18 protein-coding genes, 2 tRNA genes and 3 pseudogenes are annotated in these 22,841 nt (G+C 68.0%); 15 read left to right on the top strand and 8 right to left on the bottom strand.

Going from position 1 to position 22,841, the window contains the following annotated elements; translation table 11 throughout:
* Positions 1 to 3: 3 nt before the first annotated feature.
* The 3 genes from yidD to rpmH are packed head-to-tail and all read right to left on the bottom strand — an operon-like array spanning position 4 to position 887.
* Positions 4 to 363, bottom strand: a complete 360-nt coding sequence (gene yidD, locus ACGFU7_RS09610; protein WP_393693975.1) for a membrane protein insertion efficiency factor YidD — start codon at positions 361 to 363, stop codon at positions 4 to 6.
* Positions 360 to 731 (bottom strand): ribonuclease P protein component, encoded by a 372-nt coding sequence (gene rnpA, locus ACGFU7_RS09605; protein WP_393693973.1) that lies wholly within the window; start codon positions 729 to 731, stop codon positions 360 to 362. Before rnpA ends, yidD begins: the two co-directional genes overlap by 4 nt.
* A gap of 18 nt (positions 732 to 749) precedes the next feature.
* Positions 750 to 887 (bottom strand): 50S ribosomal protein L34, encoded by a 138-nt coding sequence (rpmH, locus tag ACGFU7_RS09600; protein WP_030930485.1) that lies wholly within the window; start codon positions 885 to 887, stop codon positions 750 to 752.
* Positions 888 to 1,268: 381 nt separating this feature from the next.
* Between rpmH and dnaA the strand changes: the two genes are divergently transcribed.
* From dnaA to ACGFU7_RS09555, 9 genes are all read left to right on the top strand, one after another.
* Positions 1,269 to 3,071: a chromosomal replication initiator protein DnaA gene (gene dnaA / locus ACGFU7_RS09595; RefSeq protein WP_393693971.1), complete on the top strand. Its 1,803-nt coding sequence runs from the start codon at positions 1,269 to 1,271 to the stop codon at positions 3,069 to 3,071.
* A 994-nt stretch (positions 3,072 to 4,065) separates the two neighbouring features.
* Positions 4,066 to 5,196 carry a DNA polymerase III subunit beta gene (gene dnaN / locus ACGFU7_RS09590; protein ID WP_114245512.1) on the top strand — a complete coding sequence of 377 codons (1,131 nt, stop codon included), beginning with the start codon at positions 4,066 to 4,068 and terminating at the stop codon, positions 5,194 to 5,196.
* A 130-nt stretch (positions 5,197 to 5,326) separates the two neighbouring features.
* Positions 5,327 to 6,205, top strand: a complete 879-nt coding sequence (gene gnd / locus ACGFU7_RS09585) for a phosphogluconate dehydrogenase (NAD(+)-dependent, decarboxylating) (RefSeq protein ID WP_393693969.1) — start codon at positions 5,327 to 5,329, stop codon at positions 6,203 to 6,205.
* Between the two features lie 86 nt (positions 6,206 to 6,291).
* Positions 6,292 to 7,422 (top strand): DNA replication/repair protein RecF, encoded by a 1,131-nt coding sequence (recF, locus tag ACGFU7_RS09580; protein WP_393693967.1) that lies wholly within the window; start codon positions 6,292 to 6,294, stop codon positions 7,420 to 7,422.
* Positions 7,419 to 8,000: a DUF721 domain-containing protein gene (locus tag ACGFU7_RS09575; RefSeq protein ID WP_393693965.1), complete on the top strand. Its 582-nt coding sequence runs from the start codon at positions 7,419 to 7,421 to the stop codon at positions 7,998 to 8,000. The genes recF and ACGFU7_RS09575 overlap by 4 nt, the downstream gene beginning before the upstream one ends.
* A gap of 401 nt (positions 8,001 to 8,401) precedes the next feature.
* Complete coding sequence (gyrB, locus tag ACGFU7_RS09570; protein ID WP_393693963.1) at positions 8,402 to 10,489, top strand: DNA topoisomerase (ATP-hydrolyzing) subunit B; 2,088 nt, start codon at positions 8,402 to 8,404, stop codon at positions 10,487 to 10,489.
* A gap of 46 nt (positions 10,490 to 10,535) precedes the next feature.
* The gene (gyrA, locus tag ACGFU7_RS09565; RefSeq protein WP_393693961.1) at positions 10,536 to 13,157 is read left to right on the top strand and encodes a DNA gyrase subunit A; all 2,622 of its coding nucleotides are present in this window, start codon (positions 10,536 to 10,538) and stop codon (positions 13,155 to 13,157) included.
* A gap of 93 nt (positions 13,158 to 13,250) precedes the next feature.
* On the top strand, positions 13,251 to 13,853 hold the full coding sequence (locus ACGFU7_RS09560; protein ID WP_393693959.1) for a DUF3566 domain-containing protein: 603 nt from the start codon (positions 13,251 to 13,253) through the stop codon (positions 13,851 to 13,853).
* A gap of 70 nt (positions 13,854 to 13,923) precedes the next feature.
* Positions 13,924 to 13,997: transfer RNA gene (locus ACGFU7_RS09555), tRNA-Ile, on the top strand.
* Positions 13,998 to 14,338: 341 nt separating this feature from the next.
* Here ACGFU7_RS09555 and ACGFU7_RS09550 read toward each other — a convergent pair.
* Entirely contained in the window at positions 14,339 to 14,710 is a 372-nt protein-coding gene (locus ACGFU7_RS09550; protein WP_393693958.1) for a DUF6344 domain-containing protein, read from the bottom strand.
* Positions 14,711 to 15,031: 321 nt separating this feature from the next.
* On the opposite strand from ACGFU7_RS09550, the gene ACGFU7_RS09545 reads away from it, so the two are divergent.
* The 3 genes from ACGFU7_RS09545 (at position 15,032) to ACGFU7_RS09535 (ending at position 18,643) form a co-directional block, all read left to right on the top strand.
* The gene (locus ACGFU7_RS09545; protein ID WP_003958712.1) at positions 15,032 to 15,166 is read left to right on the top strand and encodes a DLW-39 family protein; all 135 of its coding nucleotides are present in this window, start codon (positions 15,032 to 15,034) and stop codon (positions 15,164 to 15,166) included.
* A 235-nt stretch (positions 15,167 to 15,401) separates the two neighbouring features.
* Entirely contained in the window at positions 15,402 to 17,252 is a 1,851-nt protein-coding gene (locus tag ACGFU7_RS09540; protein ID WP_393694263.1) for a VWA domain-containing protein, read from the top strand.
* Complete coding sequence (locus ACGFU7_RS09535) at positions 17,252 to 18,643, top strand: hypothetical protein (RefSeq protein WP_393693956.1); 1,392 nt, start codon at positions 17,252 to 17,254, stop codon at positions 18,641 to 18,643. Before ACGFU7_RS09540 ends, ACGFU7_RS09535 begins: the two co-directional genes overlap by 1 nt.
* A gap of 48 nt (positions 18,644 to 18,691) precedes the next feature.
* On the opposite strand, the gene ACGFU7_RS09530 is transcribed toward ACGFU7_RS09535, so the two are convergent.
* Positions 18,692 to 20,044, bottom strand: a complete 1,353-nt coding sequence (locus ACGFU7_RS09530) for a serine/threonine-protein kinase (RefSeq protein ID WP_393693954.1) — start codon at positions 20,042 to 20,044, stop codon at positions 18,692 to 18,694.
* Positions 20,045 to 20,122: 78 nt separating this feature from the next.
* Positions 20,123 to 20,671, bottom strand: coding sequence for a DNA-binding protein (locus tag ACGFU7_RS09525; protein ID WP_393693952.1), 549 nt, complete (start codon positions 20,669 to 20,671; stop codon positions 20,123 to 20,125).
* Positions 20,672 to 20,841: 170 nt separating this feature from the next.
* On the opposite strand from ACGFU7_RS09525, the gene ACGFU7_RS09520 reads away from it, so the two are divergent.
* Positions 20,842 to 20,914, top strand: a tRNA-Ala gene (locus tag ACGFU7_RS09520).
* Between the two features lie 225 nt (positions 20,915 to 21,139).
* Here the strand turns inward: ACGFU7_RS09520 and ACGFU7_RS09515 are convergent.
* Both ACGFU7_RS09515 and ACGFU7_RS09510 read right to left on the bottom strand, forming a co-directional pair.
* A complete protein-coding gene (locus ACGFU7_RS09515; RefSeq protein ID WP_393693950.1) occupies positions 21,140 to 21,340 on the bottom strand; it encodes a hypothetical protein in 201 nt (66 codons plus the stop codon).
* Positions 21,341 to 21,468: 128 nt separating this feature from the next.
* A pseudogene (locus tag ACGFU7_RS09510) lies at positions 21,469 to 22,087 on the bottom strand (response regulator).
* A 247-nt stretch (positions 22,088 to 22,334) separates the two neighbouring features.
* Between ACGFU7_RS09510 and ACGFU7_RS09505 the strand changes: the two are divergent.
* Together ACGFU7_RS09505 and ACGFU7_RS09500 are read left to right on the top strand one after the other, a co-directional pair.
* Positions 22,335 to 22,728 (top strand): annotated as a pseudogene (locus ACGFU7_RS09505) (ATP-binding cassette domain-containing protein); the annotation flags it as partial.
* Positions 22,668 to 22,820, top strand: a pseudogene (locus tag ACGFU7_RS09500) (hypothetical protein); the annotation flags it as partial. The pseudogenes ACGFU7_RS09505 and ACGFU7_RS09500, both read left to right, overlap by 61 nt.
* Positions 22,821 to 22,841 lie beyond the last annotated feature (21 nt).

The raw sequence follows: 22,841 nt of genomic DNA, 5'->3' as shown, positions 1-22,841 counted from the left end.
TAATCAGGCTCCTTGAGCATTGGGCGAAGTCTCTGCGGCCGGGCTCGGGGGTTCGGAAACCGACCCCCCGGGAGGCACATCAGCGGCGGAGTCCCCGCCCTTGCTGCCGCGCATGGCATTACGCAGCAGTTCGTGCCAACGCGGACGTTTACGTGGTGGAACATGGTCCACGCCGCCGGGTGACCACGGATTGCACCGCAGGATGCGCCAGGCAGTCAGCGCAGTTCCCTTGATCGCTCCGTGCCGGTCGATCGCCGTATATCCATAGTGGGAACACGACGGGTAGTAACGGCAGACAGGCCCGAGGAGTGGGCTGATCGTCCACTGATACAGCTTGATAAGAGCCAGCAGCGGGTACTTCATCGCGCGCCCCCTCCCAGCAGCCGCTGGAGAGCGGCGTCCAGGTCTCGGGCCAGCTGTTCATGGTCGGCGTCGCCCGCTCCGGGCAGCGCTCGTACGACAACCAGGCTACCGGGGGGCAGCAGGGCCAGCCGCTCGCGGACCAGGTGGCGAAGCCTGCGCTTCACCGCTGTGCGCACAACCGCTCCACCCACAGCTTTGCTGACAACGAAACCCGCACGCGGCGGGGGAGCACTCTCCCCAATCACGTGCGGGTCCGTTGCACCGCTGCGTAGATGAACGACGAGTAGCGGGCGGCCGGCCCGGCGTCCTCGACGTACTGCGGTCGCGAAGTCCTCGCGCCGCCTCAGCCGATTCTCGGTAGGCAGCACGTCATGACCTGTTAGCGATCAGGCGGACAGGTTGGCGCGACCCTTGCCACGGCGGGACGCGAGAATCGCGCGGCCGGCACGGGTGCGCATACGCAGCCGGAAGCCGTGGGTCTTCGCGCGACGACGGTTGTTCGGCTGGAAGGTGCGCTTGCTCACTCGGGGGCTCCAGAAATGACTCGTGTGTTGGCGGGACATCGCCTGGCTGTCACCGTGCGCCCACGAGAGACTCGCGTAAACGCCCTAGTGCACCGCTTCACAATCACAGATCGTGATCTTTGCCCATCGGAGGCAGGCGGCAGCAGCCATCGACAACTCGACCTGGTCACGGTACGCGCGGCTACGCCATCCGGTCAAACCGGCTCCACGACACCCCCCACTGTGCACAGCCTGTGGACAACGACTTGAACCACGCGGGTCGGCCTGACTACCGTGGCTGAACTCCGGTTCTTTTTCTTCCTGCCTGCCGGTCCTCACCCATCCCGACCCATCCCGTCCCGAGAACCACACATTCGTGGGACCAGCGAGAGAGCGTGCCTTGTGGCTGATGTACCTGCCGATCTTGCCGCAGTGTGGCCACGAGTGCTGGAGCAACTCCTCGGGGAGGGCCAGCAGGGCATCGAGCCGAAGGACAAACAGTGGATCGAGCGCTGCCAGCCGCTCGCACTGGTCGCCGACACGGCGCTGCTCGCCGTCCCCAATGAATGGGGCAAGCGAGTCCTGGAAGGCCGGCTCGCGCCGCTCATCAGCGAGACGCTGAGCCGCGAATGCGGCCGTCCGATCCGCATCGCGATCACCGTCGACGACTCCGCGGGCGAGCCTCCGAGCCCGCCCGCGCCCCCGATGCACCAGTCCCAGCAGCCTCAGCAGCACCGCTACCAGGGACCGCAGCACGATGAGCGTCAGCACAACGACGCGTACGACGGATACGGACACCGGCCCTCCGACGACGGCATGCCGACCGCCCGGCCCGCCTACCCCGACTACCAGCAGCAGCGCCCCGGCCCCGGCGCGTGGCCGCGCACCCAGGAGGACCTCTCCTGGCAGCAACCACGGCTCGGCGGATTCCAGGACCGCGACGCCTCGGCGGAGCAGTGGCGCGAGCCGTACGCCGGCGGCCGCCCCCAGCAGCCGCAGCACGACTACCGGTCACAGCCGCCCGAGCGCCAGAGTTACGAGCAACAGCGCCCCGAGCGCCACGACATGCAGGACCCCCAGCACCGGCAGGGCGGTGCCGGCACCGGACGGCCCGGCGGCGCCACCGGGCCGATGGGCGCGCAGCCCGCTCCCACGCCCGGCCCCGGCGAGCCGGCGGCCCGGCTGAATCCGAAGTACCTCTTCGACACCTTCGTCATCGGCGCGTCCAACCGATTCGCGCACGCCGCGGCGGTCGCCGTCGCCGAAGCCCCCGCCAAGGCCTACAACCCGCTCTTCATCTATGGGGAGTCCGGACTCGGCAAGACCCACCTGCTGCACGCCATCGGGCACTACGCCCGCAGCCTCTACCCGGGCACCCGGGTGCGGTACGTGAGCTCCGAGGAGTTCACCAACGAGTTCATCAACTCGATCCGCGACGGCAAGGGCGACACCTTCCGCAAGCGCTACCGCGATGTGGACATCCTGCTGGTCGACGACATCCAGTTCCTGGCGAGCAAGGAGTCGACGCAGGAGGAGTTCTTCCACACCTTCAATACGCTCCACAACGCCAACAAGCAGATCGTGCTGTCCTCGGACCGGCCGCCCAAGCAGCTGGTGACCCTGGAGGACCGGTTGCGGAACCGTTTCGAGTGGGGTCTGACCACCGATGTGCAGCCGCCGGAGCTGGAGACGCGGATCGCGATCCTCCGCAAGAAGGCGGTGCAGGAGCAGCTCAACGCCCCGCCGGAGGTGCTGGAGTTCATCGCCTCCCGCATCTCCCGGAACATCAGGGAGCTGGAGGGGGCGCTGATCCGGGTCACGGCCTTTGCCAGTCTCAACCGTCAGCCGGTGGACCTCGGGCTGACCGAGCATGTGCTGAAGGATCTGATCCCGGGTGGCGAGGACTCGGCTCCGGAGATCACGGCGACAGCGATCATGGCGGCGACCGCGGACTACTTCGGTCTGACAGTGGACGATCTCTGCGGAACGTCGCGCAGCCGCGTGCTGGTGACGGCCCGCCAGATCGCCATGTACCTCTGCCGGGAGCTGACCGACCTCTCGCTGCCCAAGATCGGTGCGCAGTTCGGCGGCCGCGACCATACGACGGTGATGCACGCGGACCGGAAGATCCGCGCGCTGATGGCGGAGCGACGCTCCATCTACAACCAGGTCACCGAGCTCACCAATCGCATCAAGAACGGCTGACGGACCACCGGCACACGCTCTGTACGCGCCGAAAGGGCGCCTGGGGAACCCTGCGAGGGTTCCCCAGGCGCCCTTCTCCGTTGCCGCCGTCGAGCCCTCCTGAAGGCATCCCGGCGCCTTCCCCGAGCCCTTCCGGAGCCTCGGAAGCCCCGCCGAACCCGTGTCCAAAGCCTCGGAAGCCCCGCCGAACCCGCTTTCCAAGGCTCCGATGCAGTCGCGGTGTTCGAATACCCGGCGCCGGCCGTCCGTTCTCCACAGATCTGGGGAGATTTTCCCCTCCACAGCCTGGGGACCCAGAAGTTGTCCCATATTGCTTCCACAGGGGTGACTGCCGATACTCCATCAGGCCAGGTCAAGGGCCTGGGGATTTGTGGTCAACAATGATCCACAGCCTGTGGACAAAATATTCGTCCACAGGGAGCCGATGATGTTGTCCACCGGCGGCCCACAGCCCGGGCCATGTTGTCCCCAGCTTCCCCAGGCTTCTCCACACCTCTGTCCACTGTTCGGCAACGCAACACCGCCTTTCACTGCGCCGAGTGAAAGGCGTCACACCAAGAGGGTCGGTTGGGCTGTGGGGAACGTGGGTAAAGCTGGGGACAGCCCTGGGGAGAAACCCCCCTGTCCTGTGCATCGGGTGTGCAGAACTTTCGGGTGTCCACAGAAGTGCCGGGTTGTCCACCGGTGCCACCCACAGGGTCGGTGGACAAAAAACTGGGCCTGACCTGCGAAAACGACGTTATCCACCGTTTCCACAGGCCCTACTACTACTGCCACCTATAGTTAGCCCGGAATCCGCTTCGAAGTGGGGCCTGTGCACAACTCGGCGCCGGAGCTCTCCGAACCTCTTGTCGCGACTTGACCCCGAGCAGCACCGAGTGTCGGTGCCGTACGTCAGACTGGTCCCCGGCGTCCTCCCGCTGTCATCGGTGGGAGACCCGATCAGACGACGAAGGCCAGCAGGGCGAGCGAGCAACAGCAGGAGGCGGTTCCGGTGAAGATCCGGGTGGAGCGCGATGTACTCGCGGAGGCTGTGGCCTGGGTGGCCCGTAGCCTCCCGGCCCGTCCGCCGGCGCCCGTTCTTGCGGGCCTTCTGCTGAAGGCTGAGGACGGCGCCCTCAGCTTCTCCAGCTTCGACTACGAGGTCTCGGCCCGGGTCTCGGTGGATGCCGAGGTCGAGGAGGACGGCACGGTGCTGGTCTCCGGCCGGCTGCTCGCCGACATCTGCCGCGCCCTTCCCAACCGCCCGGTGGAGATTTCCACAGACGGTGTACGGGCGACCGTGGTCTGCGGCTCCTCGCGATTCACACTCCACACCCTTCCTGTGGAGGAGTACCCGGCGCTGCCGGAGATGCCGACCGCGACGGGCACGGTCCCTGGTGAGGTCTTCGCTTCGGCCGCCGCCCAGGTTGCCATCGCCGCGGGCCGTGACGACACGCTGCCGGTCCTGACCGGTGTGCGGATCGAGATCGAGGGCGAGACCGTCACCCTGGCCTCCACCGACCGCTACCGCTTCGCGGTCCGCGAGTTCCTCTGGAAGCCTGAGAACCCGGATGCCTCGGCTGTCGCTCTGGTGCCCGCCAAGACGCTGCTGGACACCGCCAAGGCGCTGACCAGCGGTGACACGGTGACTCTGGCGCTGTCCGGCTCGGGCGCCGGTGAGGGCCTGATCGGTTTCGAGGGCGCGGGCCGGCGTACGACCACGCGACTGCTCGAAGGCGATCTGCCGAAGTACCGGACGCTGTTCCCCACCGAGTTCAACTCGGTCGCGGTCATCGAGACCGCTCCGTTCGTCGAGGCCGTCAAGCGTGTGGCTCTCGTCGCCGAGCGGAACACTCCGGTGCGGCTCAGCTTCGAGCAGGGTGTGCTGATCCTGGAGGCGGGTTCCAGCGACGATGCACAGGCTGTGGAGCGGGTCGACGCGGTGCTGGAGGGTGACGACATCTCGATCGCCTTCAACCCGACCTTCCTGCTGGACGGACTGAGCGCGATCGACTCCCCGGTTGCCCAGCTCTCCTTCACGACGTCCACCAAGCCTGCGCTGCTCAGCGGCCGCCCGGCTGTGGATGCCGAGGCGGATGACGCGTACAAGTACCTGATCATGCCGGTCCGCCTTTCCGGCTGATCCGGGCACCGGTCTGCAATGGCAGCTCCCGACGGGCACGCTCAGCGCCGAGCATGCCCGTCGGTCTGTCCCCGGCCGGGCGTAGGCTCGGCCCTGGGTACGAATCGGCACAACGCTTAAGGAATCTCTGATGGAGCTCGGTCTCGTCGGCCTCGGCAAGATGGGCGGCAACATGCGCGAGCGCATCCGCCGCGCAGGCCACACCGTCATCGGTTACGACCGCAACCCGGACGTCTCCGATGTCCACAGCCTCGAAGAGCTTGTGGGCAAGTTGAAGGGCCCCCGGGTCATCTGGGTGATGGTGCCGGCCGGTGCCCCGACCCAGGCCACCATCGACGAACTGGCCGGGCTTCTCTCGCCCGGTGACATCGTCGTGGACGGCGGGAACTCGCGCTGGACGGACGACGAGAAGCACGCGGTCGAGCTGGGCATCAAGGGCATCGGCTTCGTGGACTGCGGTGTCTCCGGCGGTGTCTGGGGCCTGGAGAACGGCTATGCGCTGATGTACGGCGGCGCCGCCGAGAACGTGGCGAAGGTCCAGCCGGTCTTCGACGCGCTGAAGCCCGAGGGCGACTTCGGTTCCGTCCACGCGGGCAAGGTCGGCGCCGGCCACTTCGCGAAGATGGTCCACAACGGCATCGAGTACGCCATGATGCAGGCCTACGCCGAGGGCTGGGAGCTGCTGGAGAAGGTCGACTCCGTCACCGATGTGCGCGAGGTTTTCCGCTCCTGGCAGGAGGGCACGGTCATCCGTTCCTGGCTGCTCGACCTGGCGGTCAACGCGCTGGACGACGACGAGCACCTCGACAAGCTCCGTGGTTTCGCCGCAGACTCCGGAGAGGGCCGCTGGACGGTGGAGGCCGCGATCGACAACGCGGTGCCGCTGCCCGCGATCACGGCGTCGCTCTTCGCGCGTTTCGCCTCGCGGCAGGACGACTCCCCGCAGATGAAGATGATCGCCGCGCTGCGCAACCAGTTCGGTGGCCACGCGGTGGAGAACAAGAAGTAACCGCTACGAGGAACGGGCCGGACCAGGGCGTCCGACCCGTAACTACGGAGCACGGAGCAGGAAGCCGGGAAGGTCGGCGTACACCCATGCATGTCACGCATCTCTCGCTGGCCGACTTCCGCTCGTACGCCCGGGTCGAGGTACCTCTCGATCCGGGCGTCACTGCTTTCGTGGGGGCCAACGGCCAGGGCAAGACGAATCTGGTGGAGGCCGTCGGCTACCTTGCGACGCTCGGCAGCCATCGGGTCTCCTCCGATGCGCCGCTGGTGCGGATGGGTGCGGACCGGGCTGTCATCCGGGCTGCTGTGACGCAGGGCGAGCGTTCGCAGCTGATCGAGCTGGAGCTCAACCCGGGCAAGGCCAATCGGGCCCGGATCAATAGATCGTCACAGGTCAGGCCGCGTGACGTGCTGGGGATCGTACGGACGGTGCTGTTCGCGCCGGAGGATCTGGCGCTGGTCAAGGGCGACCCCGGGGAGCGTCGGCGCTTTCTCGACGAGCTGATCACGGCGCGTTCGCCACGGATGGCGGGAGTCCGCTCGGACTACGAGCGGGTGCTGAAGCAGCGCAACACCTTGCTGAAGTCCGCGGCGATGGCACGCAGGCACGGCGGCCGGTCGATGGATCTGTCCACCCTCGATGTGTGGGACCAGCATCTGGGCCGGGTGGGTGCGGAGCTGCTGGCGCAGCGGCTGGATCTGATCGCGACCCTGCAGCCGCTGACCGACAAGGCGTACGCGGATGTCGCGCCCGGCGGCGGCCCCGTGACATTGGAGTACCGCAGTTCGGTCGGCGCGGGCGTGGAGCCGGCCCGTACCCGTGACGAGCTGTACGAGCAGCTGATCGCCGCCCTCGCGGAGGTCCGTAAGCAGGAGATCGAGCGGGGTGTGACGTTGGTCGGTCCGCACCGTGATGATCTGTTGCTGGGGTTGCGCGGGATGCCGGCCAAGGGGTACGCGAGCCATGGTGAGTCCTGGTCGTACGCGTTGGCGCTGCGGCTGGCTTCGTACGATCTGCTGCGCGGCGAGGGCAATGAGCCGGTGCTGGTGCTGGACGATGTCTTTGCCGAGCTGGATGCGCGTCGTCGTGAGCGGTTGGCGGAGTTGGTGGCTCCGGGTGAGCAGGTGCTGGTGACGGCTGCGGTGGATGACGATGTTCCGGGTGTGCTGGCGGGGACGCGGTATGCGGTGTCGTCGGGTGGGGTGGAGCGGCTGTGAGCGGGCGTGGTGAGGCGTCCGGGGCTTCTGGGGAGCTGGCGCAGGAGCGGCCGGTGGAAGGGAAGCAGCCGGAGCCGTCGGGTGTGGATCTGGCGCGGGTGGCGTTGCGTGCGGCGAAGGAGCAGGCGCGGGCGCGTGGTGCTGCGGCGCAGCAGAAGAAGCAGGCCAGGCGGGGTGGCGGGCTGCGTTCGGGGGCGAGGGCGGATGGGCGCGATCCGTTGCCGCTGGGCGCCGCGATCAATCGTCTGATCACTGAGCGCGGCTGGGAGACGCCGGCGGCGGTGGGTGGCGTGATGGGCCGCTGGCCGCAGATCGTCGGTGCGGACCTGGCCAATCACTGTGTGCCGTTGCGGTATGACGAGGATCCGGACGAGCGGGTGCTGACGGTGCAGTGCGATTCGACGGCGTGGGCGACGCAGCTGCGGTTGCTGGCACCTCAGCTGGTGGCTCGGCTGAATGCGGATCTGGGGCATGGCACGGTGAGGTTGATCAAGGTGTTGGGGCCGGGTGGTCCGCAGCGCAGGTTCGGTCCGCTGCGGGCGCCGGGGAGCACCGGTCCTGGCGATACGTACGGCTGACGCCCTGAGCTGGTCTTTTCCTTGTTTTTGAGCTTCGTGGGGGCTCTGTTCCGGATTGAGTCGTGGCCTTGTGCTGTCTTCTCGGTGGTGTTGTCCGTTGCGCCCGTGTTGTGCCGGTGTGCGGTGGTTGAAACCACGCGGGGAGAGTGGGGCGTCCCTCACGGTAGTGGGAGGTTGACAGGCCGAAGCGCTCAATGCCCGTGTGAGCCTCTTGGGGGCCCTTCCTGAATATGGGGAGTCGTCAGGCGCTCATTCAGGGCGGCACATGCGTACTCAGGTACCGGCAAACCCCCATTCGTGTCGGTGCTACCGGTAGACTGGTGGACAATCCCGCATCCTTGCGGGGCTCGTCGATACAAGCCGAACGACGCAGCCGCTCCCGACTGTCCGGAGAACGGCCTGTGCTGTGCCAGAAAGGGCGCTTCGTGGCCGATTCCGGCAACCCCAACGAGAACATTCCGTCCACCCCCGGTGAGAGCGGCGGGGCAACTGCCTCGGGCGAGGTCACTGCCTCGTACGACGCGAGCGCGATCACCGTCCTCGAGGGCCTGGACGCGGTCCGCAAGCGACCTGGCATGTACATCGGCTCGACCGGTGAGCGTGGCCTGCACCACCTGGTACAGGAAGTGGTCGACAACTCGGTCGACGAAGCCCTGGCCGGGCACGCGGACACGATCGACGTCACGATCCTCGCCGACGGCGGGGTCCGTGTGATCGACAACGGCCGTGGCATCCCGGTCGGCATCGTGCCGTCGGAGAAGAAGCCGGCGGTCGAGGTCGTGCTGACCGTGCTGCACGCCGGCGGTAAGTTCGGCGGCGGCGGTTATGCCGTCTCCGGCGGTCTGCACGGTGTCGGTGTCTCCGTGGTGAATGCGCTATCCACGCGTCTCGCTGTGGAGATCAAGACAGATGGCTTCCGCTGGACCCAGGACTACAAGCTCGGTGTGCCCACCGCTCCGCTGGCCCGTAACGAGGCCACCGAGGAGTCGGGTACGTCGGTCACCTTCTGGGCCGACGGGGACATCTTCGAGACCACCGAGTACTCCTTCGAGACCCTTGCGCGCCGCTTCCAGGAGATGGCGTTCCTCAACAAGGGCCTGACGATCAAGCTCACCGACGAGCGTGAGTCGGCGAAGGCGACGGCGGGTGCGGATGTCGCCGAGGTGGCCGAGGTCGCCGAGGAGGAGCAGGCCCGTACGGTCACGTACCACTACGAGGGCGGCATCGTCGACTTCGTGAAGTACCTCAACTCCCGCAAGGGCGATGTCATTCACCAGTCGGTGATCGACATCGAGGCCGAGGACAAGGAGCGTCTCCTCTCGGCCGAGATCGCGATGCAGTGGAACACGCAGTACAGCGAGGGTGTGTACTCCTTCGCGAACACGATCCACACGCATGAGGGCGGTACGCACGAGGAAGGCTTCCGCGCCGCGCTGACCACGCTGGTCAACAAGTACGCGCGCGAGAAGAAGCTGCTGCGCGAGAAGGACGACAACCTCACCGGTGACGACGTCCGTGAGGGTCTGACGGCGATCATCTCGGTGAAGCTGGGCGAGCCGCAGTTCGAGGGGCAGACGAAGACCAAGCTGGGTAACACGGAGGCGAAGACCTTCGTCCAGAAGGTCGTCCACGAGCAGCTCACGGACTGGTTCGACCGCAATCCGAACGAGGCGGCCGACATCATCCGCAAGGGCATCGCGGCGGCCACGGCCCGTGTAGCGGCCCGCAAGGCGCGTGATCTGACCCGTCGTAAGGGGCTCCTGGAGAGTGCCTCGCTGCCGGGCAAGTTGAGCGACTGCCAGTCCAACGACCCGACGAAGTGCGAGATCTTCATCGTCGAGGGTGACTCCGCCGGTGGTTCGGCGAAGTCCGGCCGTAACCCGATGTACCAGGCGATCCTGCCGATCCGCGGCAAGATCCTGAACGTCGAGAAGGCCCGGGTCGACAAGATCCTGCAGAACACCGAGGTCCAGGCGCTGATCTCGGCCTTCGGTACCGGGGTCCACGAGGACTTCGACATCGAGAAGCTCCGCTATCACAAGATCATCCTGATGGCGGACGCCGATGTCGACGGGCAGCACATCAACACCCTGCTGCTGACGTTCCTCTTCCGCTTCATGCGTCCGCTGGTCGAGGCAGGGCACGTGTACCTCTCCCGCCCGCCGCTCTTCAAGATCAAGTGGGGCCGGGACGACTTCGAGTACGCGTACTCGGACCGCGAGCGCGACGCCCTGGTCGAGTTGGGCAAGCAGAACGGCAAGCGGATCAAGGATGACTCGATCCAGCGCTTCAAGGGTCTCGGCGAGATGAACGCCGAGGAGCTGCGCATCACCACGATGGACGTCGACCACCGGGTGCTCGGCCAGGTGACGCTGGACGACGCGGCGCAGGCCGACGACCTCTTCTCGGTGCTGATGGGCGAGGACGTCGAGGCGCGGCGCTCGTTCATCCAGCGCAACGCCAAGGACGTCCGCTTCCTCGACATCTGAGTCGGCCGTACCAGCAAGCCGCCGCTCGAAAGGACTTTGACCAGCAATGGCCGACGAGAACACCCCTGTGACACCTGAAGAGGAGCCCGCCACCGGTGTGGGCATGCGTGTCGAGCCCGTCGGGCTCGAGACGGAGATGCAGCGTTCCTACCTCGACTACGCGATGTCCGTCATCGTCTCGCGTGCGCTGCCCGACGTGCGGGACGGCCTGAAGCCCGTCCACCGCCGGGTGCTGTACGCGATGTACGACGGCGGCTACCGGCCCGAGAAGGGCTTCTACAAGTGCGCCCGTGTCGTCGGTGACGTCATGGGTACGTACCACCCGCACGGCGACTCCTCGATCTACGACGCCCTGGTGCGCCTGGCGCAGCACTGGTCGATGCGCATGCCGCTGGTGGACTCCAACGGCAACTTCGGTTCCCCGGGCAACGACCCGGCCGCAGCCATGCGGTACACCGAGTGCAAGATGATGCCGCTGTCCATGGAGATGGTCCGGGACATCGACGAGGAGACCGTCGACTTCCAGGACAACTACGACGGCCGTAACCAGGAGCCGACGGTTCTGCCGGCGCGCTTCCCGAACCTGCTGGTCAACGGTTCGGCGGGCATCGCGGTCGGTATGGCGACCAACATCCCGCCGCATAACCTGCGCGAGGTCGCGTCCGGTGCGCAGTGGTACCTGGAGCACCCGGAGGCCTCGCAGGAGGAGCTCCTGGATGCCCTGCTCGAGCGGATCAAGGGTCCGGACTTCCCGACGGGCGCACTCGTCGTGGGCCGCAGGGGCATCGAGGAGGCGTACCGCACGGGCCGTGGCTCGATCACGATGCGTGCGGTCGTGGCGGTCGAGGAGATCCAGAACCGCCAGTGCCTGGTGGTCACGGAACTTCCGTACCAGACCAACCCCGACAACCTCGCGCAGAAGATCGCCGACCTGGTGAAGGACGGCAAGGTCGGCGGGATCGCGGACGTCCGTGACGAGACCTCGTCGCGTACGGGGCAGCGCCTGGTCGTCGTGCTCAAGCGGGACGCGGTCGCCAAGGTCGTACTGAACAACCTGTACAAGCACACCGATCTGCAGAACAACTTCGGCGCCAACATGCTGGCGCTGGTGGACGGGGTGCCGCGCACCCTGTCGATCGACGCGTTCATCCGGCACTGGGTGACGCACCAGATCGAGGTCATCGTCCGGCGTACGAAGTTCCGTCTGCGCAAGGCGGAGGAGCGGGCGCACATCCTGCGTGGCCTGCTCAAGGCGCTGGACGCGATCGACGAGGTCATCGCCCTCATCCGGCGCAGCAACACCGTGGAGATCGCGCGCGAGGGCCTGATGGGCCTGCTGGAGATCGACGAGATCCAGGCGAACGCGATCCTGGAGATGCAGCTGCGCAGGCTGGCCGCGCTGGAGCACCAGAAGATCACGGCCGAGCACGACGAGCTCCAGGCGAAGATCAACGAGTACAACGCGATCCTGGTGTCGCCGGAACGGCAGCGTCAGATCGTCAGCGAGGAGCTGGCGGCGATCGTCGAGAAGTTCGGCGACGACCGGCGTTCCAAGCTGGTGCCCTTCGACGGTGACATGTCCATCGAGGACCTGATCGCCGAGGAGGACATCGTCGTCACGATCTCGCGCGGCGGCTATGTGAAGCGTACGAAGACGGACGACTACCGCTCGCAGAAGCGCGGCGGCAAGGGCGTGCGCGGTACGAAGCTCAAGGAAGACGACATCGTCGACCACTTCTTCGTGTCGACGACGCACCACTGGCTGCTGTTCTTCACCAACAAGGGCCGGGTGTACCGGGCGAAGGCGTACGAGCTTCCGGATGCCGGCCGCGATGCCCGTGGTCAGCATGTCGCCAACCTGCTGGCTTTCCAGCCGGACGAGCAGATCGCCCAGATCCTGGCGGTCCGTGACTACGAGGTCGCGCCCTATCTGATCCTGGCCACGAAGGGCGGTCTCGTGAAGAAGACCGCGCTGAAGGACTACGACTCGCCGCGTTCGGGTGGTGTCATCGCCATCAACCTCCGGGAGACGGCGGACGGCTCCGATGACGAGCTGATCGGTGCGGAGCTGGTTTCGGCCGAGGACGATCTGCTGCTCATCAGCAAGAAGGCCCAGTCGATCAGGTTCACTGCGACGGACGATGCGCTGCGCCCGATGGGCCGTGCCACTTCGGGTGTCAAGGGCATGAGTTTCCGCGAAGGCGACGAACTGCTCTCGATGAATGTTGTCCGGCCGGGTACGTTCGTGTTCACTGCCACCGACGGTGGGTACGCGAAGCGGACTCCCGTCGACGAGTACCGCGTTCAGGGTCGCGGCGGCCTGGGCATCAAGGCCGCCAAGATCGTGGAGGACAGGGGCTCGCTGGTCGGTGCGCTGGTGGTCGAGGAGACGGATGAGATCCTCGCCATCACGCTGGGCGGTGGTGTGATTCGTACGCGAGTCAATGAAGTCAGGGAGACGGGCCGTGACACCATGGGCGTCCAACTGATCAATCTGGGCAAGCGCGATGCCGTCGTCGGTATCGCTCGTAACGCCGAAGCGGGCCGCGAGGCCGAAGAGGTCGAGGGGTCCGAGGACGCCGAGACCGCGACCGCAGAGGCTGCCGAGAGCACAGTCGAGGGCAATGTCGAAGGCACGCCGCCTTCGGCCGGGGAGCACGAGGAGTAGAGCGTGAGTGGAGCCACGGGCGCCGGTTCGGCCGCTTCCGGAGCTGGAGCGAACGGTGCCCGTGGCCCTGCCACGGACTCCCAAGGGGGCACTGTGACGGACACCCGGGGGCCTCAGCCCCAGTACGAGGGTTACGCGACCGGGCCATTGCCCGGTGAGCGCGAGCCCGCACCGGGGCAGGCGAGCGGGCCGTACCACCCGCCGCAGGCGTACCCCTCGCCCGCGGGCGAGACCCAGGGCGGCCGGCCGGCCGGTACGCAAGGCGGTGCGCAGGGCGCCGCGCAGGCGGCCCGGCGGCCGCGGACAGGGGCGCGGACCACTCCGCGTACCCGCAAGGCGCGCCTGCGGGTGGCCAAGGCCGACCCGTGGTCGGTGATGAAGGTCAGCTTCCTGCTCTCCATCGCGCTCGGCATCTGCACGGTGGTGGCGGCAGCGGTGCTGTGGATGGTGATGGACGCGATGGGCGTCTTCTCCACCGTGGGCGGCACGATCAGCGAGGCCACCGGTTCGAACGACAACAACGGCTTCGATCTTCAGTCGTTCCTGTCGCTGCCGCGGGTCCTCATCTTCACCTCGGTCATCGCTGTGATCGATGTGGTGCTGGCGACCGCGCTGGCGACGCTGGGCTCCTTCATCTACAACTTGTCGGCGGGCTTCGTGGGCGGCATCGAGCTCACGCTGGCCGAGGACGAGTAGGGCGCCGGGTATCGATTTTGGGACTGGCCCCGACGTGCGCTAATCTTCAGAAGTCAGCGCACAGCGCGGCGGGGCTATAGCTCAGTTGGTTAGAGCGCATCCCTGATAAGGATGAGGCCACAGGTTCAAATCCTGTTAGCCCCACAGTGACAGTTGAAGGCCCGGTATCTCTTCGGAGATACCGGGCCTTCTGCGTGTGGTCGGTGCGATGCGTTCCCGGTTGTGCGTGCATGCGCAGGGGTAGGGGTTACGGGGTTACGGGGTTACGGGACGCTGTCTCGGGGGGGGGGCTTGGTGTACGGGGTGCCCCGGCTCGGAGCTGGGGCGCGTACGGGGAGAGCTTCCCGGGGGCTCGGTGCGGCCGTGGAGGCGTGACCTGTCCCCACGCCGCGAAGGGGGCGGGGCGGGGCGGGGCTCGGGCACACGAAGAGGCCCCCGTCCGGTGTGAACCGGCCCGGGGGCTCTGTGTGTCAGTTGTGCGGCTCTCACGGTGGGAGGAGGGATGCGTCCCCCGCCGGGGCCCCGTGGGTGGCGCGGGCGGTGTTCCTGGTCTCCATGGCGTCCGTCGTGTCTGCGGACAGATGCCGGGTGGCGGGTGAGGAGCCGTGTGCCTCGGCGTGGATGCGCTGCTTCATCGTGGGTGGCAGCGCCCTGTCACGCGGAAGGGTCCATCGCACCGACGGGGTGGTCGCGGTTGCCGCGGTCGCACCCGTGTGCTCCTGGTTCGTGGTCGTCGGCTCCGTGGTGCTCGGCTCCGTGGCCGCCGCCGGGGTGCTCATGAGCCCCAGTGCGGCAAGGAGTGCGAAGAAGGCGGTGACGAAGGCGGTCCAGATGCTCTTGGCCTTGAAGGTGCTCATGGGGCCCCTCGCTTTCGGGTGGTCCGGTTTGCTTACCTTTCCGATGATGTGGATGTGGCCCGCGATTTCGTGGACCGACGCCACCGATCCGCAGATCTTCGGATGAACACCACTCGTATGGTTCAACCGGCTTTGACGGGCTTGTGCGGGGCGGCCGGCGCGGCCGGGTCCTGCGGTCGGGATGGTCCTCGGAACGATCCTTGGATGATCGCTTTTCCCTGGGCGCCAGTTGGGTCGCAGGTAGGTCACCGATCGATATCGGCCGGTGTGTATAGTCGGGCGGCAGAAGTCCCCTACGTCAAGGAAAGACGAGGTCGCGCGGTGAAGAAGCTTCTCCTGGTCGCACTGGCCGCCATCGGCGGGCTCCTCGTGTACCGCCAGATCCAGGCGGATCGCGCCGAGCAGGATCTGTGGACGGAGGCGACTGACTCCGTGCCCGCAGGTTCGGGTGTGTGAGGCAGAACAGCCTGATTGCGGGCCCCGGTCGCTGAGCGGCCGGGGCTTCGTGCTGTTGCGGGACCGTGACGCCTGTGCTCTTGAGTTCACCTAAGCAAATCAATAGGTTGCGAGAGCAAAACAGCCGGGTTTTTCGGTCGAGGGGGCACGGGTGAAGGCACGGGACCACTACCGCCGTACTGCAGCTGCGGGGGCATGGATCGGCGGGGCGCTGCTCGCCCTGGTGGCGGGCGCGATGCCGGCCACGGCGGCGGCTCCGGGCGGTGCGCCCGGAGCCGCCTCGGAAGCACCCGGACCCGGCTCGGGCAGCAGCCTGGTCATGGTGCTCGACTCGTCCGGCTCCATGGGGGACGACGACGGCACGGGGCGTACCCGGATGGAGAGTACCCGTACGGCCGTCGGCACCGTCGTCGACGGCCTTCCCGACGGATATCCGACCGGGCTGCGCGTGTACGGCGCGGACCGTCCCCGAGGCTGCACGGACACCAGACTCGTACAGCCGGTGCAGAGGCTCGACCGGGCAGCCGTGAAGCGGGCTGTGGCGGCCGTACGGCCCAAGGGTGACACTCCCATCGGGCTGTCGCTGCAGAAGGCCGCCGAGGACCTTCCGCGGCCCGCGGGCGGTGCCATCGGTACGCGCACGATCCTGCTGGTCTCCGACGGCGAGGACAACTGCGGTACGCCGCAGCCCTGCGAGGTCGCCGAGCAGCTCGGCAAGAAGGGGGTCGGGCTGCGGATCGACACCGTCGGCTTCCAGGTGAAGGGCGCGGCCCGCGAGCAGCTCGAATGCATTGCGGCGGCGGGCAACGGCCGCTACTACGACGCGCCGGACGCCGAATCGCTGGCCCGGCAGCTGCAACGGGCCTCTCAACTCTCCGCGGACGGCTACCGGTTGCGGGGCGAGCGGGTCGAGGGTACGGCGACGGGCGCGGGGGCGCCCGTGCTCGTACCCGGGCAGTATCTGGACACCATCGGTCCCGGTGAGAAGCGGTACTACGCCGTCGGTCTGGACGCCGTTTCGACGGTGGACTTCTCGGCGACGGCGGTGCCGCAGCCCGGGGCGGCCGTCGACACCTTCGACGCACTGCGCACCGGCATCGCGTACGGCACCGGAAGTTCCTGCGTGACGGACACCGCGCACTTCTACCAGAAGGAGGGCGCGACCCCGCTGACGTCGGCGGTCGCCCGGATCCCCGCGGAGGAGGGCACCCGCGCCTGCGATCGGGCGGGCCGGTACTGGCTGGTGGTGGAGCGGGAGAGCAAGAAGGGATCCGACGCCGCGCGTTGGCCGGTCGAGCTCCTTTACGGGGTGGAGGCGCCGCTGGAGAAGGGTGTCACGCCCGCCCAGTCGCAGCCGGAGTACGGCAAGGGCGGCAAGGAGGCCCTGCTGCCCACCGGCGACCCCCGCGATGTGCAGGGCGGTACCGGCTTCAACGACGCCAGGGAGCTGGGCCGGGGCGTGTGGCGCGACCGGATCCTTCCGTCGCAGACCCTCTGGTACAGGGTTCCGGCCGGCTGGGGCCAGCAGGTGCGCTACGACGTGGAGTTCGCGAACGAGCCGACAGTGGGGCGCGGCACCTCCACGTACTCGTACGGGGCGACGCAGCTGTTCACCCCCGCTCGTTTCCCGCTCACCGGAGGTGGCGAGTTCACCTCGACGACGATGTACAACGGCCGTCCGTCGGCGGTCAGGATGGGCGGGGTGCCGGTCGCCTGGACCAACCGCTACGAGTACCGCTCCAACGTCCAGCCCGTGCACGCCGGGGGTGACTTCTACATCTCGGTGACGTTGGGGGCGAGGGCTGCCGATATCGCGGAGAACCCGCAGATCGGTGTGGTGCTGCGGGTGTCGGTGCTCGGCGACGAGCTGGCCGGCCCCGAGCACCATGCTTCCGCCGTAGCCAAGAAGGCTGACAAGAAGGGCAATTCGAACGGCGCCGAAGACAGCAGTGGTACGGGCGGGGCAGGATGGACCGGCATTGCGGCCGCTGCCGGGGCGGGCGCCGTGGTGGTGGTGATTGCGGGGCTCGTGTTCGTACGCGGGCGTCGCGGGCGGGCCACACAGACGACGAGGGGAAGCGCGTGATGAGGCAGCGCAACAGGGGCCGGGTGGCGCTGGCCGCGGTCGCGGCGATGTGCGCGGTGGCGGCGCTGCCGGGGCAGGCGTACGCGGCCGGGGAGCCCGCTGCGTACACCTTCGATCCCGGGGCGAAGAGCGTCAGCGGTGCGGAGGTCAGCACCGAGGCGTCGGCGCTCACGTCCGGATCGGTCTACAAGAGTTCGATCAAGCCCGGCGAGAAGCTCTACTACCGCCTGAACCTCGACGCGAAGACCAACGCGTACGTCTCGGCGGTGGCCGTGCCCAAGGGCGGCGGCCAGGTCGCCTACGGCGACGGCATCACGGTCAGCATCAGGGACAGCACGGACCTGCAGTGCAGTTCTCAGGACGCACGGTTCGAGTCGGCGGAATTCCCGCGTCCGATCGCGGCGTACGCCTACCGGATCATGGAGAAGGACAGCAGCACCTGCCAGGAAGCCGGAACGTACAACGTTCTGATCGAGCGGGCGGGCAAGGCCACCTCGGCACCCGACGCGTGGGACCTGGAACTGCGGTACGAGTCGGAGCCGCAGCTGAAATCGGTCGGTTCGATGCCGACCCAGGCGCCGGAGAACTGGCCGTCGGCGTCGCCCGTGCCGCCCACCGCAGCCCCGCAGAAGCGGTCGGGCGGCACCAGTTACTACGACGCGACCAGCCTGGAAACCGGCGAGTGGCACGACAGCATCGAGCCGGGACAGACCCGCTTCTACCGGGTGCCGGTGGACTGGGGCCAGCAGATCTTCACCACCGCCGACCTGAGCAACAACAACGCCTCGAACGAATACATCGGCAACGCGCTCGCGTTGTCCCTGGACAACCCGGCGCACGGCCATGTCGACGACGCGTCGCCGCTGTCGTACTCCGGCAAGCCCGCGTCCGTATCGCTGGATCCGCTGCCTCCGGTGGCGTACGAGAACCGCTACGACTCCACCAGCAGCGTCAGCGCCATGCGGTTCGCCGGCTGGTACTACCTGTCGGTGTCCCTCAGCCCGAAGGTCGCGAAGGCGTACGGCGACAAGGCGATTCCGCTGACCCTCAGGATCAAGGTCGAGGGGACGGCGCGGACATCGCCGTACACGGGGGATGCCGGGGCTTTTTCGGTCACGCAGGACGACAAGGACATGGCGAGGAGCGGTAAGAGCGGTCCTGAGGCGGCCGAGAGCGACACCATGAGGATGGTCGGCGTGGCCGGGATCGGCGTGGGTGCGGTGCTGGTGCTCGGGCTGGGTGTGTGGACGCTGCTGGCACGGCGCCGCGCGCTGACCGCCCTGGCGGGACCGAGCGCTCCGGCAGCCCCGATCGGTTCGAACGGTCCGGTTGCGGGAGGCCGGGCCGGGGGCGGGCAACCGCCGTACGGAGGCCCGCCGCAGGCCTGGTAGCCGGGCCGGAGCCGGAGCCGCGTACGGCTGGGGCTCCGGCCGCCGTGCTCAGCTCTGGGTCAGCGCCCAGATGCCCACGGCGAAACAGACCAGCGCCAGCAGCAGAACCGGGACCGCCACCTTCGGGGGCGGTCCCGGACGCTTCCGCGGCGCGTGCGCGGGGACAGCGGCCGAGAGGTGCGGGGAAACCCCTGCTCCGGGAGCGGGAACCTGCGGCTGCCCGGCGGTGTACGCACGGGTGAGAGCCGGTTCGTGCTGCACCGCGGCCGTGGGGGCCTGCGAAGGATCCGGCGCGGGCGCGGCGAAGGGGGAGGCCGTGTGCGCCGGGAGCGGAGTGGGGGGCGTGGCCGGCTGTGCCGGATGGGGCAGCGGTGTGGGCTGCTGCGGAGGCGGCGGGAGGTGGAAGCTGCCCGTCTCCGACATCGGGACCGGCGGCTGGGTGTAGGGCTGCTGTGCGGGCTGCTGGGCTGCCTGCTCCGACTGTGCGGGCTGTGCGTCCTGTACGGCTGTCCGGGGGGTCGTGACCGGTCCGGCGGGGCCGAAGCCGACGGGCAGCGGCCCGAGTTGGTCGAAGACCTCCACCGGATCGTCGTCGGCGCCGGGCTCGGGCAGCATGTCGACCGCGGCCGTCAGCGCCTTGCGCGCGCCCGTGGCCGTACGGAACCGGGCCTGGGGATCCGGCTGCAGCAGCCCCGCGAGAACCTGCCACAGCGGCTCGGGAATCCCCTCCGGGGCGCTGGGAGTGCCGTACGAGGCGAAGTGCTCGACGAGGGCCCGCGCGTCCGGCTTCTTCCCCTGCAGCAGATACAGCGCGACGAGTCCGACCGCGAACAGGTCCGCGGGGAAATCGGGTTCCGCGCCCATCATCTGCTCCGGCGCGAAGTAACCGGGCGTTCCCACCACATAGTTGGTCTCGGTGAGCCGCGGCTCGCCCTTGCGCATGGAGATACCGAAGTCGGACAGCCGCAGATGCGGCCGTCCGGTGCCGGTGGCCTCCATCAGGATGTTGGCGGGTTTGATGTCCCGGTGCACGACGCCCTCGGCATGCACCGTCGACAGCCCGGACAGCAGTTGGTCGAGCAGCGTGCAGACGAAACGAGGAGGCAGCGGTCCGTAGTCGCCGATGACGTGCGCCAGCGAACCGCCGCTCACCAGATCCATGGTGAACAGGACCTTGTCGTCGTCCGCGGCCCAGCTGGCCGGGGCCAGCACATGCGGATGCTCGATCCGCAGCGCCTGCTCGCGGACGAAGCGCAGCAGCGTGTGTGCGTCGCTCTGCTGGAGGACCTTGGCCGCCACATAACGGCGGCGCCGGTGGTCCCAGGCGCGCCAGACGGCACCGACACCACCACGTCCGATCGGATCGATCAGTTCGTACCGACCGGCGAAGACCTCACCCATTGCGCTGCGCCCGCTCCCAGTTCCTGTTTCGGCTCGTGCCCGGCTCTCGGGGTAGTGCACCAGGGCGTGAAAGGAGCCCTAGCTCTGGTGTCCCTCGTAGTGCGCCACCGCGTCCGCGGTGCGCCCTGCGCCGTACACCTTGAGGAACTCTGCCAGTTCCGGGTGGGTCTGGGCGAGGGAGTCGGCGGCATCGATGATGTCACCGGCGGCCGCGACCGACCGCAGCAGCGACTGGATCTCGCGGACCACGCGCCGGACGGTGGGGGCGCCGCCGGTGTTGGAGGTCTGGCTGGTGCCGGTGAGGACGGAGCCGCCCTGGGACTTCTTGATCTCTTCCATGCGGTCGGTGGCCTCTCCCGCGCTGACGCTGCCGTCGGATACCTGACCGGCCAGTTCCTGGAGCGCCTGGACGCGCTGGACGACCGCGGGGTTGCCGATCTTCGCCCGCTGGCCGCTCATCAGCTGGGAGAGCATGGGGGCGGACAGCCCGAGGGCCGAGGCGAGCCGGGCCTGGTTCAGGCCGAGATCATCGATCAGCCGGCGGAAGAGCGCCCCGAGAGGTTCTCCGTACCAGCTGCGCTGAAGCTCTCTGGCTCTTGCTGTTGCCTCTTGCTGAGCTGCATCCATGGCGTCTCCCCTTCGCTGCGGCTTCGCTGCTGCGAACCTCGTCGAGCATCTTACGGAGAGTGGTCGCCGACCGGGAGTCCCTATCTTTTTGCAAGATTCCGGGGGGTACCCGGTACTCTGGTCTGCGGTGGTCGCCGGGACGCTGAAGCGTCCGGTGCTGTCCGCTTTTCGGGGCCTTAGCTCAGTTGGTAGAGCGCTGCCTTTGCAAGGCAGATGTCAGGAGTTCGAATCTCCTAGGCTCCACTTGCTAAATGCCCTCCGACCTGCGGAAACGTAGCTTCGGAGGGTATTTTTTTGTGCCCACTGGTGGGCGCAGCGGTGCCCACGGTCGGTGGCGGAGCCCTTGATCTTTCGGGGTTGTGAAGTCTTCGCCCTCCCCCCGGTGGATCCCCCTGGGCCCTGGGGTGCTGTGCGGGTCTGTGGGTGCGATGGAGGCGGTGATTTCGCCGTCGGGCGGCACGGCTCAGCTCAGCGAGGGTACGTGCGGTGAGTGTCCTGGTTGCTGAACATGCCGAGCGCGTCGATCGCCGCCGGGGACAGTTGCGCTGTGGGCAGGCTGGTCAGTGACCTCCATGCGGTGGTCCGCGTGCTCCTGCCCGTCTCGGCGACCACGAGCGGGCCGGGCCCCGGTTCGACCACGTAGAAGAGTGCCACCAGGTGCCGGTTCACACCGTTCCGGTGGACCGCGTACGTGCGGGCGTCGACCAGATGACGACAGTTCGTGCGACCGCGGTCGCCGTGCCGCTTGACCGTTTGGCGGGCGGCCGATCCAGGTGGATCGGCGGGCCGGAGGCGGCCTATGGGGCGCGAGGGACCAGGCCGGCCTCGTGCGCGGCAATGGCGGCCTCCACCCGGTTGCGCGCCCCCAGTTTGCCAAGGACCGCGCTGACGTGCGCCTTCACGGTGCCTTCGACCAGATGCAGCCTGGCGGCGATCTCGGAGTTGGACAGCCCTGCCCCGAGCCCGGCCAGCACGTCGAGTTCCCGTCCGGTCAAGTGCTTGAGCGGGCGGTGGGGACGTGCCGCCCGGTGTGCGCGCAGACCGGCGATGACTCGGGTGGCAACCCTCGGCGAAAGGTAGGCCCCGCCGGCTCCCACCGCCTGCACTCCGTTCAGCAGTTCCCGGGGGTCGTCCGCTTTGAGCAGGAAGCCGCTGGCCCCGTCCTCGAGGGCCCGTGCGATGAAGTTTTCCTCCCCGAAGGTCGTCAGCATGATCACGCCGACTGCCGGCAGTGCCCGGTGGATCTGAGCCGCCGCCGCCAGGCCGTCCAGCCCGGGCATCTGGATGTCCAGGAGGACCACGTCGGGGCGGTGACGGCGCGTCAGTGAAACGGCCTCATGGCCGTCGGCAGCCTCGGCGACCACTTCGGTACGCGGGTCCCTGGCCAGGGATGGCTCGTACCCCGGCCCGGACCATCGCCTCGTCGTCCGCCACAAGGACGCGGACCGGCCGACGGCCTGGTGTCGTCTGTTCCACAAGCCGAGCGTACGGCCCCAGGGCGGCCGTGAGTCCGATCGCTGGGAGAAGTGCGACCAGCGGCGGGGCTGCACCCCTGACTAAAGGAAGGAAGGTGCTGACGAACGGCCCATGTGCCGTCGCGCCCAGTCCCTCTAGCGTCGCTGCCGTACGAGAGAGAAGTCCGGCAGATGCCGAAGGAACCGATGTGATCACCCTCAGAGGGCTTACCAAGCGATACGGCGAAACCGTCGCTGTGCACGACCTGACACTGGACATCAAGGTAAGGAAAGGTGACCGGCTTCCTCGGCCCCAACGGGGCCGGTAAATCAACCACGATGCGGATGGTCCTGGGCCTGGGCCACCCCTCTCAGGGCACGGCGCTCATTGACAGCAGGCCGTACTCTGCCCTGCGCCACCCGGTCCGCGAAGTGGGCGCGTTGCTGGACGCGAAGGCGCTGCACCCTGCGCGCTCGGCACGCAGTCACCTGATCGCGCAGGCGCGCAGCAACGGCATCCCGGTGCGCCGAGCGGACGAAGTATTGGAGACGGTGGGCCTGGCCAAGGCAGCGCGACGCCGTGCCGGAGCGTACTCGCTGGGCACGTTCTGAGCCTGGTCGCTCTGCGTGCTGGGGCCCTGGAGCTCTCCCCCACGCTCGCCCCTCAGGACCGCGACGACGTCGCCGAGCTGCGCAGGACGGTATCGGACGCCGTC

It is taken from the genome of Streptomyces sp. NPDC048473 (genome assembly GCF_043200155.1).
GTDB lineage: Bacteria > Actinomycetota > Actinomycetes > Streptomycetales > Streptomycetaceae > Streptomyces.
This window is presented reverse-complemented; position numbering and strand designations above follow the sequence as displayed.